The sequence below is a fragment of the Streptomyces sp. NBC_01506 genome (assembly GCF_045040295.1).
GTDB lineage: Bacteria > Actinomycetota > Actinomycetes > Streptomycetales > Streptomycetaceae > Streptomyces.
On record NZ_CP109422.1, the window covers coordinates 262958 to 278640 of the forward strand.

Genomic DNA, 15683 nt, shown 5'->3' on the forward strand with positions numbered 1-15683 from the left:
ACGGGTGGTTGGCGCGGGTAGAAAGCGCTGTCAGCCGCCCAGCATCGCCGTGTGTGCCCCGGTTCGCCAGAGGTTCACGGACACGTCCGGGAGAACAGGGGGCACCGTGGAGGTGACACGGGGTGGCCCACCGAGGTGGCCGCACACCCCGCCGAGTCATCTGATGATGCGTCAGAAGCCTGCGGGTGACGCTCAGATCGGGCAACGGGCCGTCACGTGTCGTGCGGGGCGGGCTCCCTGCGCATCAGCAGCAGGGCCATGTCGTCGCCACCGCCGTACTCCCCCACCATCTCGCCGAGGCTGTCCGCCAGTTCCTCGATGTCGACGGGACCGTCCCGCACCGCCTGCGCCAGCCGCTGAAGCCCCTCGTCAAGCGTGGCGCCCGGCCGCTCGACCAGTCCGTCGGTGTAGATGAGAAGCGTCTCGTCGGGGGCGAGGGTCGTCCGGGTGACCGGGTAGTCCGCGCCGCCGCGCCGGTGGGAGGCGTTCACGATCCCGAGCGGCAGCCCGCCCTCGGTGTCGAGGACGACGCATCTGCCGTCGCCGAGGCGCACCATCGGTTCGAGATGTCCGGCCCGGACGATCTGGAGCTCCCCTGTCGACAGGTCGACTTCCACATAGGTGCAGGTGGCGAATCGGTCGGTGTCCAGCTCGTGGAGGAGGGCGGAGGCACGGGCCATCGCCGTCGCGGGCGAGTGCCCCTCGGAGACGTACGCCCACAGCACGATCCGCAGTTGCCCCATCACGGCGGCGGCGTCCGTGTCGTGGCCCTGGACGTCGCCGATCATCACACCGACCCGGCCGCCGGGCAGCGGGATCACGTCGTACCAGTCGCCGCCGATGTCACGTCCGGCCTTGGCCGCGCGGTAGCGCACGGCGATCCGGGCGCCGGGGACCTCGGGGATACGGTGCGGCAGCATGGCGCGTTGCAGGCTCTCGGCGAGATCGTGCTCCTGCTCGAAGAGCATCGCGCGCTGGAGGCTCTGGGCGATGCTGCTGCTGAGCGTGAGAAGCAGGTCGCGTTCCTCGCCGGTGAAACCGCCGTGCCTCGAGTACAGCATTCCGAGCGCGCCGATCGTTCGGCCCTGCACGATCAGCGGGAGATAGGCGCCCGAGGCCACCGGCAGATGCTGGATGTGGTGCCAGAGCGGCGGGAAGGAGCGCCGGAACTCCTCACGCGAGGTGATGTAGCGGGGCCGTAGCGTGCGGACGACCTCGCTCATCGGGAAGCGCGCGTCGACCCGCGTGTACTGGAGTTCCGGTACGTACAGCCCCAGCCGCCCCTCGGTGACGGTGTGGACGCGTCCGTTCTCGACAATGCCGAGCATCACGCTCACCGCGCCGAGGTTGCTGAGCGCCTCGGCGTCCCTGAGCGCGTCGGTGACGTCCTGCACGGTGGTCGCGCGGGCCAGCAGGGCGGTGATCCTGCGGACCATGCCGGTGAGCCGGCGGCGGGTCTCGGCAAGCTCGGTGCGCATCGCCGCGTCGTCCAGCTCCTGGGCGGCGTCGCGCACGATGCCGATGACCCGGTACGCGGTGCCTTCCGTGTCGCGCACGAGACGGCCCTGGGTGTGGAGCCAGCGGCGCGATCCGTCGCGGCAGCGGATCCGGAAGTACGCGCCGTAGACGTCGCTGCCGTTCTCCAGCGCCCGCTCGATCAGTGTGTGCAGGCGCTCCAGCTCCTCGGGCGGCACCCGGTTGGCGACCGCCATGTGGCCGTCGTATTCCTCGGGGCGCAGATCGAACACGTGCAGCGCGGCGGCATCCAGATGCATGTGCTCGCCGGCGAGATCGATGTCGAAGCTGCCCATGCGGTTGTACGCGAGCGTGAGGTCGGGGCCGGCGGGCCAGTGAGGCTCGGACTGTTCGGGGAAGGGAAGGCCGGGCGGCGGTTCGACACTCACGGGCCCCTCTTCCCGGTCGCGGGCACGTCGGGTCGGTTCGTTCTGTGCCTTCTGTGCTGTGCCTTGTGGCGTGTGTCTTCTGGTGTCAATTGTGTGCGCCGCACCGGCACGGACCGCAAGCGGACGGCAGACGCCGGTGCCGCGCGGGCGCTCAATGACCGGGATCCCCGGTGATCAGCCGCTGGAGTCCGGGCGCGTAGAGGTCCGCCAGCAGCTCGGGGGTGGCGTCCTCGCCGGCGCCGGGGCGGTGGAGGCTGAGGGTGGCGCCCAGCCCGAGGAGCTGGCCGGTGATCAGCTCGGCCCGCAGTTGACGCCGCTCCCCGCCGATGAGCCCGGCCAGTCGGGCGGTGACCTGCTCGCGGAAGCGCTCGCGCAGCAGGGTCCGCTCGTCCATGTTGCCGAGGGAGAAGACGACGCGCAGCAGGGGGTCGGAGTGGTTCTCGCGCCGTAGCCGGACCATGGTCAGCACCAGATGCCTGCCGAGGACGGCGGGCGGCGCGGCGAACAGTCGGTCGGCGGCCGGGCCGAAGTCGGCGACGGTGTTGAAGAGGCTTTCCTTGGTGCCGAAGCGTTTGACGATGAGCGAGGCGCTGACGCCGGCGTCGGCGGCGATGCCGCGCATGGTCACCTCGGCGTAGGGGCGCTGGGTGAACGCGCGGCGCGCGGCGCGCAGAATCGCGAGGCGGCCGGTACCGGGGTCGGTGCCGGTGCCGGTGCCGGGCTCCCTGCTCGCGTCCGTGCTCGCGCGCTCGTCCTTGTCGGGGTCGGTCGCCCCCTGGGCCGCATGTCCGGTCGTCACGCGCCCTCCTCGGCGAACGTACGGCTTGCTGTCTGCTCCTTGCCGACGGTACCCGGCTCGGCCGCCACCGCGCGGCCCGGCAGGCACAGGGTGACCGCCAGGGCGAGCAGCGCGGCGCCGGCGGCGATGAGGAAGACCAGCAGATAGGCGTGGAGGGTGGGCGCGGTACGGCCGGCCGCCTGGAAGGTGATGTTGGCCAGTACGGCGGCGACCACCGCGCTGCACAACGCCTGTCCCACGGACCGCATCAGGGTGTTGAGGCCGTTGGCCGCACCCGTCTCGCCCGCCGGCACCGCACGCATGACGAGCGCGGGCAGGGCGGAGTAGGCGATGGCGGTACCGGCCGCGACGACGGTCGCGCCGCCGACGATCGGCCACAGGCTGTGGCTGGTGAAGAAGCGCACCACATAGCCGACCGCCATCACGGCGGCGGCGAGGGCCAGAGCCGTCTTGGGGCCGTACTTCGCGGAGATCCTGGCCGACACCGGCGACAGCGCCACCATCGCGAGACCACCGGGCAGCAGACACAGTCCGCCGACGACGATGGAGGCCCCGATCCCGTACCCCGTGCTCGTGGGCTCCTGCACCATCTGCGCGGTGACCAGGGAGTTCGCGTAGAAGGCGAAGCCGATGAGGAGGGCGGCGATGTTCGTGAGCAGCACGGCGGGGCGCGCGGACACCCGCAGGTCGACCATGGGGGACGTGGTGCGCAGCTCGTACGCGCCCCACAGCAGACCGACGACGAGCGCGGTCACGAGCAGTCCGACGGTAGGCACGGAGGTCCAGCCCCAGTCCGCGCCCTGGGTGACGGCGAGGAGCAGGCTGACGAGGGTGGCGGACAGACCGAGGGTGCCGATGACGTCGAACCGGCCGCGCGAGCGCAGGGGCGACTCCGGGACGCAGCACAGCACGAGCACGATGTCGACCAGCCCCAGCGCGGCGGAGGCCCAGAACATGGTGTGCCAGTCGAAGTTCTGCACGACGAGGGCGGCGACCGGCAGTCCCACGGCCGCGCCGATCCCGAGGGTCGAGCTCATGAGGGCGACGGAAGACAGCAGCCGGGCGGGCGGCAGCTCGTCGCGCATGATGCTGATGCCCAGCGGTACGACGGCGAGCGCGGCGCCCTGGAGTGCCCGGCCGGCGATCAGCACGCCGATGTGGGAGCTGACGGCGCACATGACCGAACCGGCGACGAGGACACCCAGCGAGGCGATGAGCACTCGGCGTTTGCCGTACATGTCGCCGACGCGGCCGAGTACGGGGGTGAAGACCGCGCCCGTCAGAAGCGTGATCGTGACGAGCCAGCTCGCCGCCGCGGGTGTGCTGCCCGTCAGGGCGGGGACGTGCGGCAGCAGGGGCACGACCAGCGTCTGCATCACGGCGACCACGACGCCGCAGAAGGCGAGCACCGCGACGAGGAAGCGGCGGCGCCCGCCTTCGACGGGCTCGAGTCCTGGTACCGATCCCGGCTCAGGCTCCGGTATGGCTGCTGCGGACATCCGGGCTCCGTTGGTCTGCGGCTGTTCGGCGGCCGTTCCGTGGCTGTTCCGCGGTGGCGGCAGAGGGGGTGCACAAGCGTTCACCCCGAGGGTAAACACTCGTGCACCCCTTTGTCACATGGCACTTCCTCACCGATTGGATCAATTTCGTTACCGAGGGTGAGTTTGCGCGTTGAACGTGCGTGAAGGCCGCGCATCGTGCGGCTGTGCTCGAAACGTTCAAGGAGAAACTTGATGTCGCGTATTGCGAAGGCCGCTGTTGTTCTCGCCGGCACGGGCGCCGTGCTGGCCGGCGGTGCCGGCATGGCCGCCGCCAACGCCGGCGCCGAGGCCGCGGCCGTCGGTTCGCCCGGTGTCATTTCCGGCAATGTGATCCAGGTGCCCGTGCACGTCCCGGTGAACCTCTGCGGCAACACCATCGACGTGATCGGCCTGCTCAACCCGGCGTTCGGCAACACGTGCGCCAACGTCGACGCCAAGCACCACCAGGGTGGCTACGGCCGCTGAGCCCCCGGCGCACGTTCCTGACGTGCGACTGTGATTGAGGCATGAGCCAACGGCCTCCCGCATGCGATGCGGGAGGCCGTTGTGCGGCTCAGGCGTCGTACCGGTACAGACTCCGGTGGCTGAGCATCTCCGAGGGCTTCGTCCGCCACGGCGGCATCGGCTCGTCCAGACTGATGGCCCGGCCGCGCTGCGGATCGTCGCCGCCCAGCTTCCGCCGCGGCTGATAGGTCGCCTTCGGATGCTTGCGCTGCCAGCGGTCCCAGAGAAGGTCGACGAAGGCGTGATGGAGCCAGAAGACCGGGTCGTGGGGCGCGGTCGCGCCCAGCATCTGGCCGCCCACCCACCGGTGGACCCGGTTGTGGTTACGCCATCGCGTCTTGTCGCTGCCCGCAGTCCAGCCTTCGAGGCGATTGCGGAAACCGCGCGGGGCCGTCGAGTCCCAGGGCGCGGAGTCGTAGACGGAATCGTCCATCGCCCAGGCCAGTTCGGCCTTGGTGGGCAGTGCGATCGGAGAGGTGGGGCGGCCGAAGGCCCGGACGAGGAACTTCCGCTCCAACACCCCGTCGTTGATGGTCCAGTTGCCCGTGGCGTAGGCGAACGCCCCGGTCGTGACCTGCCCGTCCGAGGAACGGCCGTCGCCGCCGAGGAAGTCCTCGGACCACAGGGACGCGGCTGGTGTGTTGTCGGTCGTCCAGTCCCAGTACGGCACCGTCACCTTGGGATCGATGCGCTGGAGCGCCCGCTCGAACTCCAGCAGGTATTTGCGGTGCCACGGCAGGAACGACGGTGCCATGTGCGCGGCCCGCAGCCCGTCGTCGCCGTCGGACCGGTAGTACTGGACATGCTGGCGGACGAACTCGTCGTAGCCGCCCTGGCGTTTGAGCTCCAGGACCGTGGCGACGAAGCGCTTCTTCTCCGCGCTGGTGAGATTGCGCTGGTTCTTTCTGATGTGCACCGTGGAGGGTCCTCCCTGCGGTCTGCGGTCAGTGAGATGCCGGTCCGGCGAGCGAGAGCTGGGCGCCACCGAGGTCGTCGACCGCTGCGCGGGCGGTGGCGAGAGCGGTCGGGAACGACTCGTAGTGGTTGACCACGCTGAGGTAGCTGCCGTCGGCGCGCCGCATGACATGCAGCGGCCGGCCGTCGATACGGACGCCGGCGTCCGTCCCCTGGATGTGCCGGCCGCCGTACATCTCGTCGAACCGTTCTGCGGCCTGCGGGCCCCCGGCTTCGGCGGGCGCGGAGCCGGCCTCGCGGGGGTCCGCGCGGAAGACGGGCAGCAGGGCCGCCGCCGTACCGCCGATCACCCCGAGGGTGAACGCGGCGCGCAGAAACAGACGCCGTGAACGGCTGGGCGGGGGCGGTGAGATGGGCGCCCGCGATGCGGGCGGCTCATGGGGCTGGTGCGGCTGGGGTGGCGTGAGGGCCACAGGCTCCGCAGGACGCGGCTCCACGGGCCGCGCCTCCAACTGGGTACCGCCTGCCATGGCGAACCTCCACTCGTCGGCCATGACCCGCCGCACGGAAACGCGAGCGGCGGGGCCACGGACACTGATCCGGTTCGGGGCGGATGATTCTCGGCCCCGAACCGGTCAACGAGGAGGTCGCAGAACAGTTCTCTGAACTACGTCCGATTGTCGTAGTGACGTTCCGGACTCAGCAGCTCAGGTTGCTGCCGGGCACCACACCCAGAATCTGGGTGAAGCTCTGATACTTGGCGATGCGGCTCTGGACCTGCCCCGGATTGCCTCCGTTGCATTCGAGTGAGCCGTTGATGCTGCGGATGGTTTCGCCGAAGCCGGCGCCGTTGACCATGGCGTTGTGCGGGGTCATGGTGCCGGGGCCGTTCTGGGTGTTCCAGTACCACAGGCCGGTCTTCCAGGCCACGGCCGCGTCGTTCTGCACGAGCCAGGGGTTGTTCAGCAGATCAATGCCCAGCGCGTCGCCCGCCGCCTTGTAGTTGAAGTTCCAGCTCAACTGGATCGGACCACGCCCGTAATACGCCGCCTGACCCGCCGGACACCCGTACGACTGCGAAGTATCGCAGTAGTGCGGATAGTTGGCCGTGTTCTGCTCCACGATATGGACCAGACCACCCGTCTCATGACTCACATTCGCCAGGAACGCCGCCGCCTCCTGACGCTTCACCGTCTCACTGCCGGTCTTGGCGAACGCCGGGTAGGCACTCAGCGCTGCGGTCAGACCGCCATAGGTGTAGAAGGAATTACGACTCGGGAACATCTGGTTGAACTGAGCCTCACTGACGACAAACCCACCCGTGGGCGGCGGGTCGGTCGGGCCACCACCGCAGGCGCCGTTGTCGGCCCAGACGTCGACTGTGCCGGGTCTCTCGTTCTGGGTCCACCACTTCGCCGTCCAGTTGCGGCCGTTGTACGAGGCGGTGTCGCCGCCCCAGTACACGGTGGACGCGTTCCATCCGGTGGTACACGCGGCGGCCGACGTGGCTGCCGCCGAGGTCGATGCGGGCAGGAATACCGCGAGGGCCATGGCCGAGACCAGTGCGGTGAACAGTGCAAGGATTCGTTGTCGCAAGCGACTCACTCCTTCGCGCGGCCGTCGTCGAGCGACGGCCGCCATGGGGGGTGAGGGAACCAAACCGGAATCCTCACCACCTGTCAAGGTCTAGACCAAGTGGCAATTTTCGGCCGGTTGGCCTGCGGACCTACCCGGGGCGCCGGGTCGATCTCCCTTGCGGGACCGGGGATGTTGCCGATGTCCGGCTCGGGGTACCAGCGGTAGCGCACGTCGGGCTCGTTCTCCTCGTTGCCCCGGCCGTCGGTCTTCTCCACCGGGACGAAGCCGTGACGCTCGTAGAAGCGCCGTGCGGGCCCGTTGATCTGGAACGTCCACAGCGACAGTCCGGCCGGCCTGCGCCGCTTCGCCAGTTCGAGCAGCCGATCGCCGATACCGCAGCCCCGATGGTCCGGGTCGAGATAGAGCTGGTCGATGTCACCGCCCTCGATCACCATCATGCCGACGACGGTCTCCTCGGCGGTCGCCACCCAGGTCTCCTGGGTGGGCAGGACGATGTCACGGATCCAGGCGTGTACCTGCTGCTCGCTGTGGGGGCGGGTGACACTCGGGAGGGCGGCTGCGAACGATCTCAACCACAGTCCGGAGATGTCTGATGCGTCGGCAGGCGCCGCGCGACGGACGACAAGCGTGTTGGTCTGCACAGCGACCCATCCTGTCATCACCGAGAAATCACGGACCGAGCGAGTCGAGCTGTCCGCCGACGACGCGCACCGCCGCCAGGCAGACCGACGACCGCAGTTGATTTCGCATTCCGACCGGCACCACCTCTTGAAGTGAACCCGACACTGTGTCATATATGTCTAGACCATTCCCCCTTGCTTTCGACGGAGGAGACGATCGTGCGACGGACCCCCACCCAGGTCGCGCTCGTTACCGCTACCGCTCTCACTCTCGTCGCATGCGGCGGTGGTGGTGACGACAAGGACTCACAGGCGCCATCGGCCCCGACCGGCCTCAGCGTTCAGGCCGGCAGCGCGCTGTCCGCACACGTCATGTGGGAAGCGGCCAAGGACAATGTCGCGGTCAGCGGCTATGTGGTCTACCAAGGGAACGACAAGGTCAAGGACGTTGCCCCCGAGAAGTTGATGATCGACATCACCGGCCTGAAGCCGTCCACCGCCTACTCTTTCTCGGTGCGGGCCAAGGACGCAGCCGGCAACCTCTCCCCGCACAGCCAGAAGAAGCCGGTCACCACGCCCGCGGTGGTCGCCGAGGACAAGAAGGCTCCGGCGAAACCCACGAAACTGCGCGGCAAGCACGATGGTTCAAAGGGCGCCGAACTGACCTGGAGCGCACCGGACAAGGACCAGGGCGTCACCTCGTACGACATCCTCCAGGGCGGCTCGAAGATCCACAGCGTGAGCGGCGGTGAGACCACGGCCAAGGTCACGGGGCTACGCCCCGGCACCGCCTACTCGTTCACCGTCCAGGCCCGCGACGCCGCCGACAACACCTCACCGGCCAGCGACCCGGTGAAGATCAGCACCCCCGACGGACCCGGCGACGACCCCGACACGGCACCGGTCAGCTTCAAGGCCGAACGGCACAAGAGCGACAAGGACGGTGCCTACTACCTTGATCTGTCGTGGCTGCCCCCGAAGGTCGACGGCGAGGTGCCCTCGTACGAGATCCATCTCAACGGGAAGCTGACCACCACACTGGTCTGGGGCAACAAGGCGCCTGTGGGCAAGACCACCGAGAGCGTCTTCGCGGGCAAGAAGCCCGGCGTCAGCTACAAGGTGAAGATCCGCGCGAAGCTGCCGGACGGGGAGTGGGGCAGCTTCTCCCCCGAACTCACCGTGGTCACCGGCGAAGCCAAGTCCTGACCGGGCCGGTCGGAGCGGGCTGGCGATCGGGCCGGTCGGGGCGGGCGTGACCTCATCGGTCGGCACCACCGCCGTAAGGCACAGCGGCCTCCCGGCCCCGGCTCCTGCCGATCCTCAGCCGGGTCAGCAACGGACGTCCGCGTCCGCCACCGTGCGGAACCGGCTCAGCGGCCCGTACCGATCCGGCCCGCCGTACCGATTCGGTCGCCCGCGCCGGCGCCGGCACAGCCACCCGCGCCGATTCCGATTCCGGCGCCGGTGTGGGCACGGGCGCCGTGCCGCTCGGGCGCGGCGCCGGTCGGTCCCGCCGGGCGTCGGCCAGCAGCGCGGTCAGGCTGGACCGGTGCCAGTTGATCTCGTCCGGATCATCCGCGGTCAGCAGCCTCCGCACGGTCTCGCGCCCCGCCTCCGATCCAGGACGGCCCGGCGCGAGATCCGGCCGCAGCCGGTTCAGACACGCGCGCTCGTACGGATCCGGTACGAGCTCGGCCAGTTGGACGGGATCGAGCACGGAACCGACGATCGCCGCACGCTCCCACCGGTCGTCGCTCTCGTGCAGCAGCAGACCGATACGTCGACCGCGCCAGTTACGCGGACGGCAGTCCTCCTCCGCGCCCGCCCTGGCCTCCGCGGCCTCGGTGTCGGTGTCGGTATCACTGTCGGAGCCACCGGCCGCCGTCCGTGGCCCCGCGCTCACCCTCGGCCGCGGCAACCTGCCCGTCAGCAGGCCCGGTTCACCGCTCGCGAACGCCCGTAGCTCCTCGGCGAGATAGAGCCAGACGACCACCCGATAGCGATTGAGATAGAAGCGCACCGGCACCAGATACCCCGCACGCGCGAGCCGGGTGAAGCGGCCGGGGCTGATGTCCATCAGCTCCGCCCCCTCAGCCGTACCCACCGTCCGCACCCGCTCGCGCAGCGCGTCGGGAAAACCCGCCGCCCTCCGCAGCCGCTCGACCTCACCACGCGCGACCCTGCGGCGGCCACTGACGGACCCACCGACCGTACGGACATGGCCCATCTGCGCGGCCAACTCGAACTCGCCCCGCCTCAGCCGCAGTTCCTGGGCCGCTCGGCCGGCCGCGAGTGTTTCCGATACTTCCATGACAGACATCTACGGTCTCCCCCGTGAGTCGATTACTACTCTCGGTGACGACCGTAGCCCAGCGTCGGATTCCTCGCCGACCCTGTGGATAACTCTCCGATCCCTCAGGCGTCCGTGACCGCCGTGTGGCCCGACTGCCGCACCGCGATGCCGAGATGCTCACCGACCCGATTGACCATCAGCGTCATCTCGTAGGCGATCTGACCGACGTCGGCGTCCGCGTCGCTCAGCACGCACAGACAACTGCCGTCCCCCGCCGCCGTGACGAACAACAGCGCGTCATCGAACTCGATCATCGTCTGCCGCGCCTTGCCCGCGTTGAAGTGCCGGCCCGATCCCCGCGCGAGACTGTGCAGACCGGACGAGACCGCCGCCAGATGCTCGGCGTCCTCCCGCGCCAGACCGGAGCTCGTACCGGTCACCAGCCCGTCGTTGGACAGCACCAGCGCGTGACGTATCGGCTCGACCCGACCGGTCAGATCCTCCAGAAGCCAGTCAAGTCCGTCTTCCAACGCCATTGGTGACCACTCTCCCCGTTCGGACAGGTACCGCGCCCTGTGCCCCGTATCTCCCCCGTCCCTCGCCAGCCTCGCGCACCGGCTGCTCACGGGCAAGCGGTCCAGACCCTTTGCGAGGGCGCGTGGAACGGGCCGTTCCCGTCAGCGGAACGATCGCCACCGGGCCCGGTCGTATGCCTTCGCAACGCCTCGACCCGCCGTCGGCGGCAGACCACTCCCCTTCCGCCGACTTCGGCGTCGGACCACCGCTTTCCGTCAATTCACCACCGCAACGCGATCCCCCGATCGGGCCACCTGCCACGCCGAAGTGAGGCGAACACAGGATTACGGCCACTTTCCCAGCCGTCCGCGCATCCGCCCCGTCAACTCGCACTCGCCATTGAGAATTCGCGTCACGCTCCCCGTAACGGGCGCTTGATCAGCGGCGTTCATCCAACGCCGTGCACATCGAGGTCGCTCCCGGAGGAATCATGAAGCCCATCGCCCCGCCCGTGGACGTTCACCGCGTGTTCGACAGACCGTCGATCCGCGCCAACTCCCCGATCAGCGCCCCGATGCGTCGGGTTGACGCCGGAGGTGGCGTCGCGTGAGGTTACTGAAGCGCCCCAAGCCCGCCGAGAACGTGGTGTCGGACAGCGAACGCGAGCTGTTCGGCGGACCGCTGCGCTACGACACGGGCTGGTCCGACCACGAGTGGGCCCCGCTCGAACTCAGCCTGCTCTCCGCCGTACGTACGATGCCGCGCATGGTCGCGGGCACCCTGCGGCTCGCTTGGCGGACGGACCGGCCGGCGCTCGTGACCGTCGGTGTCGCCGAGGCCGGCCAAGGACTGACGGCCGCGTTGAGCCTGCTGGTCGTCAACTCCGTGCTCGGCTCGCTCCTGGGTGGCGGAAGCGCGGCCGACCGTGTCTCCGACGCGCTGCCCGCGCTCATCGTGGGCGCGGTGGTCGCGGTGGTGGGCGCGCTCCTCGCCTCCTGGTCCACATCGGCGGCCGGACGGCTGGAGCCGAAAGTGGAACGGGCCGCGAACGAGCAGTACTTGCGCGCGGCGGTCCGGGTCGAGCTGGAGGCGATCGAGGACGGCGAGTTCCGTCGGCTGATCGACACCGCGCAGTACGGTCCACCGTCGGCGCGCGCGATGATCGGTGCCTGCGTCGCCACCATGAACGGGATCATCTCGCTGCTCGCCGTCGGCGGTGTACTGACCGTGCTGCACCCGCTGTTGCTGCCGATGCTCCTGCTGATCGCGGCGCCGCGCGGCTGGGGCGCGATGCGCGTGTCCCAGCGGCGGTATCTGTCGGTGATGGCCTGGGTGGAGCATCTGCGCGCCAGCCGCCTCATCGCCTCACTGCTCACCTCCCGCTCCGCCGCGCACGAGGTGCGTGTGCACGGCGTGGGCCGCTTCCTGCTGCGGCACTACCGCAACATGGCCGAGAGCGCGGAGACCGAGGCGACTCGGCTGGCCAAGGACAAGGCGGCCACCGAACTTCTCGCCGCGGCCCTGTCGGGGGTGGCCGCGCTGATCACATACGGAGCGATGGCCGCGCTCATCATGTCCGGGCGGATGGACCTGGCCGTGGCGGGCACGGCCGTGGTCGCCGTCCGGTCGGGCTCGGCGAGTCTGGGCGCTCTCGTGGTGACCACGAACTCGCTGCACGAGGAGTCTCTGTACGTACGTGACATGGAGAGGTTCCTCGCGGAGGCCGGCGACAGGTCCATTCCGTCCGGGGGCCTCCCGATCCCCGACCCCACGAAGGCGATCACCCTGGAGGATGTCTCCTTCAGCTATCCGGACCGGGAGACCCCGGCGCTCAGCGAGCTGTCCCTGACGATTCCGATGGGCTCGGTGGTGGCCCTGGTCGGCGAGAACGGCTCCGGCAAGAGCACGCTCGTGAAGCTGCTCGCCGGGCTCCATCTGCCCGACAGCGGGCGGCTGGCCTGGGACGGTGTCGACATCGCCGAGGCGGACCGCGAGCAGATCTTCGACCGGGTGTCGCTGCTCACCCAGGACTTCGAGCGCTGGCCGGTGACCGCCGGGGCCAACATCGAGATCGGCCGGCCCGACGCCGCCGGGGGCGACCGGGCGGCGGCGGCCCGGTACTCGGGCGCGGACCGGATCGCCGAGAGTCTGCCGAAGGGCTTCGACACCCTGCTGGCCCGCGTGTTCCGCGGGGCGTCCGAGCTGTCCGGCGGGCAGTGGCAGAAGTTCGGCCTGGCCCGCGCCCACTACCGGGACGCCCAGGTGATCGTGGTGGACGAGCCCACATCCGCTCTCGATCCGGGGTCGGAGATCGCGGCCTTCGACCGGATCCGGGGTCTGGCCGGCGAGCACAGGGCCGTCGTACTGGTCACGCACCGCATGTCCGGTGTGCGGCACGCGGACCTCATCTACGTACTGCACGAGGGCCGGCTGGTCGAGCAGGGCGACCACGAGAGCCTGTTGGCGTCCGGCGGCAGATACGCCTCGATGTTCCGCATGCAGGCGGACCAGTACGGGCACCCGTCTGCCGGGGCGGGCGCCGGGACCGGCGTACCGCGTCAGACGCATGCGGCCGGGCATGACGACCTGCCCGTCGACACATCCACGGAAGGGGTCGCGTGACACCGGCCTGACCGGCGGGTTCCTCTCAGGTGCCGGACGGCTGCAAGCCTGTCCGGCACTTGAGAACGAGCGTGGGGCGCGGGGCGGTTCGGCTTCGAAACGCGCGGGCCGTCTGTCAGGTGTTGTCGTCGGGTTCGGCACCGTGCCAGACGGTCGTGACGTTGCAGAACTCGCGGATCCCGTGGTCCGACAACTCCCGCCCGTAGCCTGAGCGCTTGATGCCGCCGAAGGGAAGCGCGGGGTGGGAAGCGGTCATACCGTTGAAGAAGACACCGCCGGCCTGAAGGTCGCGCACGAAGCGCCGCACGTCCTCGTCGTCGCGCGTCCATACGTTGGAACTCAGGCCGAACGGGGTGTCGTTGGCGAGGCTCACCGCCTGCTCGAGATCGGCCACCCGGTACAGCGTGGCCACCGGGCCGAACGCCTCTTCGTGGTGGATGCGCATGTCGGCGGAGACATCCGTGAGGACGGTGGGTTCGTAGTACCAGCCGCGGTTCAGCCCGTCGGGGCGGCGCCCGCCGCAGCGGGCCGTGGCGCCACGGTTGACCGCGTCGTCGACCAGCGCCTCCAGGTCGGCGCGGCCCTGTTCGCTCGCGAGCGGGCCCACATCGGTGGACTCGTCCATCGGATCGCCGACGGTCAGCTTCCGCATCCCGGCGATGAAACGCTCACCGAACGCGTCGTAGACGTCGGCGTGCACGATGAAGCGCTTGGCCGCGATGCACGACTGGCCGTTGTTCTGCGTCCGGGCGGTCACCGCGATCCGCGCGGCGCGGTCGATGTCCGCCGACGGCATCACGATGTACGGGTCGCTGCCGCCGAGTTCGAGTACGGTCCGCTTCACCTCGTCACCGGCGATCGCGGCGACGGAGCGCCCGGCCGGCTCGCTGCCCGTCAGGGTCGCCGCGGCCACCCGGCGGTCGCGCAGGATGCCCTCGACCGCGCCGGACCCCACGAGCAGCGTCTGGAAGCAGCCCTCGGGGAAACCGGCCCTCTTGAAGAGGTCGCCCAGATACAGGGCGGTCTGCGGGACGTTCGACGCGTGCTTGAGCAGGCCGACGTTGCCCGCCATCAGGGCGGGGGCGGCGAACCGTACGACCTGCCAGAGCGGGAAGTTCCACGGCATGACCGCCAGTACGACACCCAGCGGGCGGTAGCGGACGTACGCGCGCGCGGCACCCGAGTCCTGGACGTCGGCGGCGGACGGGTGCTCGTCGGCGAGCAGTTCCCGCGCGTGACGCGCGTACCAGCGCATCGACTTGGCGCACTTGGCCGCCTCCGCGCGTGCGGCGCCGATCGGCTTGCCCATCTCGGTGGTCATCGTGCGGGCGATGTCGTCCCGGTCCTCTTCAAGGAGGTCGGCGGCGCGGTTCAACAGCGCGGCCCGCTGGTCGAAGTCCGTGACGCGGTACTGCTCGAAGGCGGCGGCGGCCACGGCCAGCCGCCGCTCGATCTCGTCGGACCCCAGGGCGTCGAACGTCTTCAGGGTCTCGCCGGTGGCGGGATCGACCGTGGCGATGGGCATGGGACCGTCCTCCTCCGATTCGGTTCTTCGACACTCGCGCGGTACGGGCGGGCCCGCAACGCGGGGCGCGGCGGCCGTCCAGGGACCCGCGTGCGTCTCGGTCCGACGCGGGCGGGACGGGGCGACGCGCGGCGGGGGATCATGTCCCCATGGCCCACGACCACACGCACGTAAAGGAATTCTTCGGCGTCCGGGCAGCGGACTGGGACGCGCGCTTCCCCGACGACGGCCCGGCGTTCGCCGCCGCGGTGGCCGGGATGGGGCTGCGTCCGGGCGACAGCGTCCTGGACGCGGGCTGTGGCACCGGACGCGCGCTGACCGCCCTGCGAAAGGCCGTGGGGTCACGGGGGACGGTGCTGGGTGCCGATCTCACCCCGGAAATGCTCGCGGCGGCCGTACGCGGCGGTCGCGACGCGGTCGGCACCCTGCTGCTCGCCGATGTGGCGCGTCTGCCGCTGCGCCCGCGCTCCCTGGACGCGGTCTTCGCCGCCGGACTGATCGCGCACCTGCCGGAGCCCGCGACGAATCTGCGGGAGCTGGCCAGGGTCGTACGGCCCGGTGGGCGTCTGGCTCTCTTCCATCCCGTGGGGCGGGCCGCGCTGGCCGCCCGGCAGGGGCGACAGATCACACCGGACGATCTGCGTGCCGAAGGCATGCTGCGTCCGCTCCTGGCGGGGGCGGGCTGGCGGCTGCTCTCGTACGTGGACGAGGACGACCGCTTCCTCGCGCTCGCCGTACGCGAGGACTGAGTCACCGGGACGGCCCGTACCGAGTGCACCGTCGCGTCAACGGGTATCGAACCTCTGTAGGAGGCGGGGGTCAGAGGGATGTGCGGAAGGTGGAGC

The 15683-nt window shown here is 70.0% G+C and carries 13 protein-coding genes and 1 pseudogene; 4 read left to right on the forward strand and 10 right to left on the reverse strand.

What is annotated here, in order from left to right; all coding sequences use genetic code 11:
• Nucleotides 1-227 precede the first annotated feature (227 nt).
• The 3 genes and pseudogenes from OG329_RS01160 to OG329_RS01170 form a co-directional block, all read right to left on the reverse strand.
• Nucleotides 228-1904 (reverse strand): annotated as a pseudogene (locus tag OG329_RS01160) (SpoIIE family protein phosphatase); the annotation flags it as partial.
• A gap of 151 nt (nucleotides 1905-2055) precedes the next feature.
• Nucleotides 2056-2703, reverse strand: a complete 648-nt coding sequence (locus tag OG329_RS01165; protein ID WP_405791879.1) for a TetR family transcriptional regulator — start codon at nucleotides 2701-2703, stop codon at nucleotides 2056-2058.
• Nucleotides 2700-4202 carry an MFS transporter gene (locus OG329_RS01170; RefSeq protein ID WP_405791881.1) on the reverse strand — a complete coding sequence of 501 codons (1503 nt, stop codon included), beginning with the start codon at nucleotides 4200-4202 and terminating at the stop codon, nucleotides 2700-2702. Before OG329_RS01170 ends, OG329_RS01165 begins: the two co-directional genes overlap by 4 nt.
• 234 nt (nucleotides 4203-4436) lie before the next feature.
• Between OG329_RS01170 and OG329_RS01175 the strand changes: the two genes are divergently transcribed.
• Nucleotides 4437-4709 carry a chaplin gene (locus tag OG329_RS01175; RefSeq protein WP_405791883.1) on the forward strand — a complete coding sequence of 91 codons (273 nt, stop codon included), beginning with the start codon at nucleotides 4437-4439 and terminating at the stop codon, nucleotides 4707-4709.
• A gap of 88 nt (nucleotides 4710-4797) precedes the next feature.
• Here OG329_RS01175 and OG329_RS01180 read toward each other — a convergent pair whose 3' ends face one another.
• From OG329_RS01180 to OG329_RS01195, 4 genes are all read right to left on the reverse strand, one after another.
• Nucleotides 4798-5664: a tyrosinase family protein gene (locus OG329_RS01180; RefSeq protein ID WP_405791885.1), complete on the reverse strand. Its 867-nt coding sequence runs from the start codon at nucleotides 5662-5664 to the stop codon at nucleotides 4798-4800.
• Between the two features lie 28 nt (nucleotides 5665-5692).
• Complete coding sequence (locus tag OG329_RS01185; protein ID WP_405791887.1) at nucleotides 5693-6193, reverse strand: tyrosinase family oxidase copper chaperone; 501 nt, start codon at nucleotides 6191-6193, stop codon at nucleotides 5693-5695.
• 169 nt (nucleotides 6194-6362) lie between these two features.
• On the reverse strand, nucleotides 6363-7214 hold the full coding sequence (locus tag OG329_RS01190; protein WP_405801606.1) for a glycoside hydrolase family 19 protein: 852 nt from the start codon (nucleotides 7212-7214) through the stop codon (nucleotides 6363-6365).
• Nucleotides 7215-7342: 128 nt separating this feature from the next.
• Nucleotides 7343-7834 (reverse strand): GNAT family N-acetyltransferase, encoded by a 492-nt coding sequence (locus OG329_RS01195; protein ID WP_405791889.1) that lies wholly within the window; start codon nucleotides 7832-7834, stop codon nucleotides 7343-7345.
• Nucleotides 7835-8101: 267 nt separating this feature from the next.
• Here OG329_RS01195 and OG329_RS01200 point away from each other — a divergent pair, with 267 nt between their 5' ends.
• Nucleotides 8102-9088: a fibronectin type III domain-containing protein gene (locus tag OG329_RS01200; RefSeq protein WP_405791891.1), complete on the forward strand. Its 987-nt coding sequence runs from the start codon at nucleotides 8102-8104 to the stop codon at nucleotides 9086-9088.
• A 52-nt stretch (nucleotides 9089-9140) separates the two neighbouring features.
• On the opposite strand, the gene OG329_RS01205 is transcribed toward OG329_RS01200, so the two are convergent.
• Together OG329_RS01205 and OG329_RS01210 are read right to left on the reverse strand one after the other, a co-directional pair.
• On the reverse strand, nucleotides 9141-10193 hold the full coding sequence (locus tag OG329_RS01205; RefSeq protein WP_405791893.1) for a DUF6397 family protein: 1053 nt from the start codon (nucleotides 10191-10193) through the stop codon (nucleotides 9141-9143).
• Between the two features lie 104 nt (nucleotides 10194-10297).
• Entirely contained in the window at nucleotides 10298-10711 is a 414-nt protein-coding gene (locus OG329_RS01210; protein WP_405791895.1) for a roadblock/LC7 domain-containing protein, read from the reverse strand.
• 586 nt (nucleotides 10712-11297) lie between these two features.
• Here OG329_RS01210 and OG329_RS01215 point away from each other — a divergent pair.
• Nucleotides 11298-13313, forward strand: coding sequence for an ATP-binding cassette domain-containing protein (locus OG329_RS01215; protein WP_405791897.1), 2016 nt, complete (start codon nucleotides 11298-11300; stop codon nucleotides 13311-13313).
• Between the two features lie 115 nt (nucleotides 13314-13428).
• Here OG329_RS01215 and OG329_RS01220 read toward each other — a convergent pair whose 3' ends face one another.
• A complete protein-coding gene (locus tag OG329_RS01220) occupies nucleotides 13429-14838 on the reverse strand; it encodes an NADP-dependent succinic semialdehyde dehydrogenase (RefSeq protein ID WP_405791899.1) in 1410 nt (469 codons plus the stop codon).
• Nucleotides 14839-14987: 149 nt separating this feature from the next.
• On the opposite strand from OG329_RS01220, the gene OG329_RS01225 reads away from it, so the two are divergent.
• Entirely contained in the window at nucleotides 14988-15587 is a 600-nt protein-coding gene (locus tag OG329_RS01225) for a class I SAM-dependent methyltransferase (protein ID WP_405791901.1), read from the forward strand.
• The last annotated feature ends 96 nt before the right edge of the window (nucleotides 15588-15683 follow it).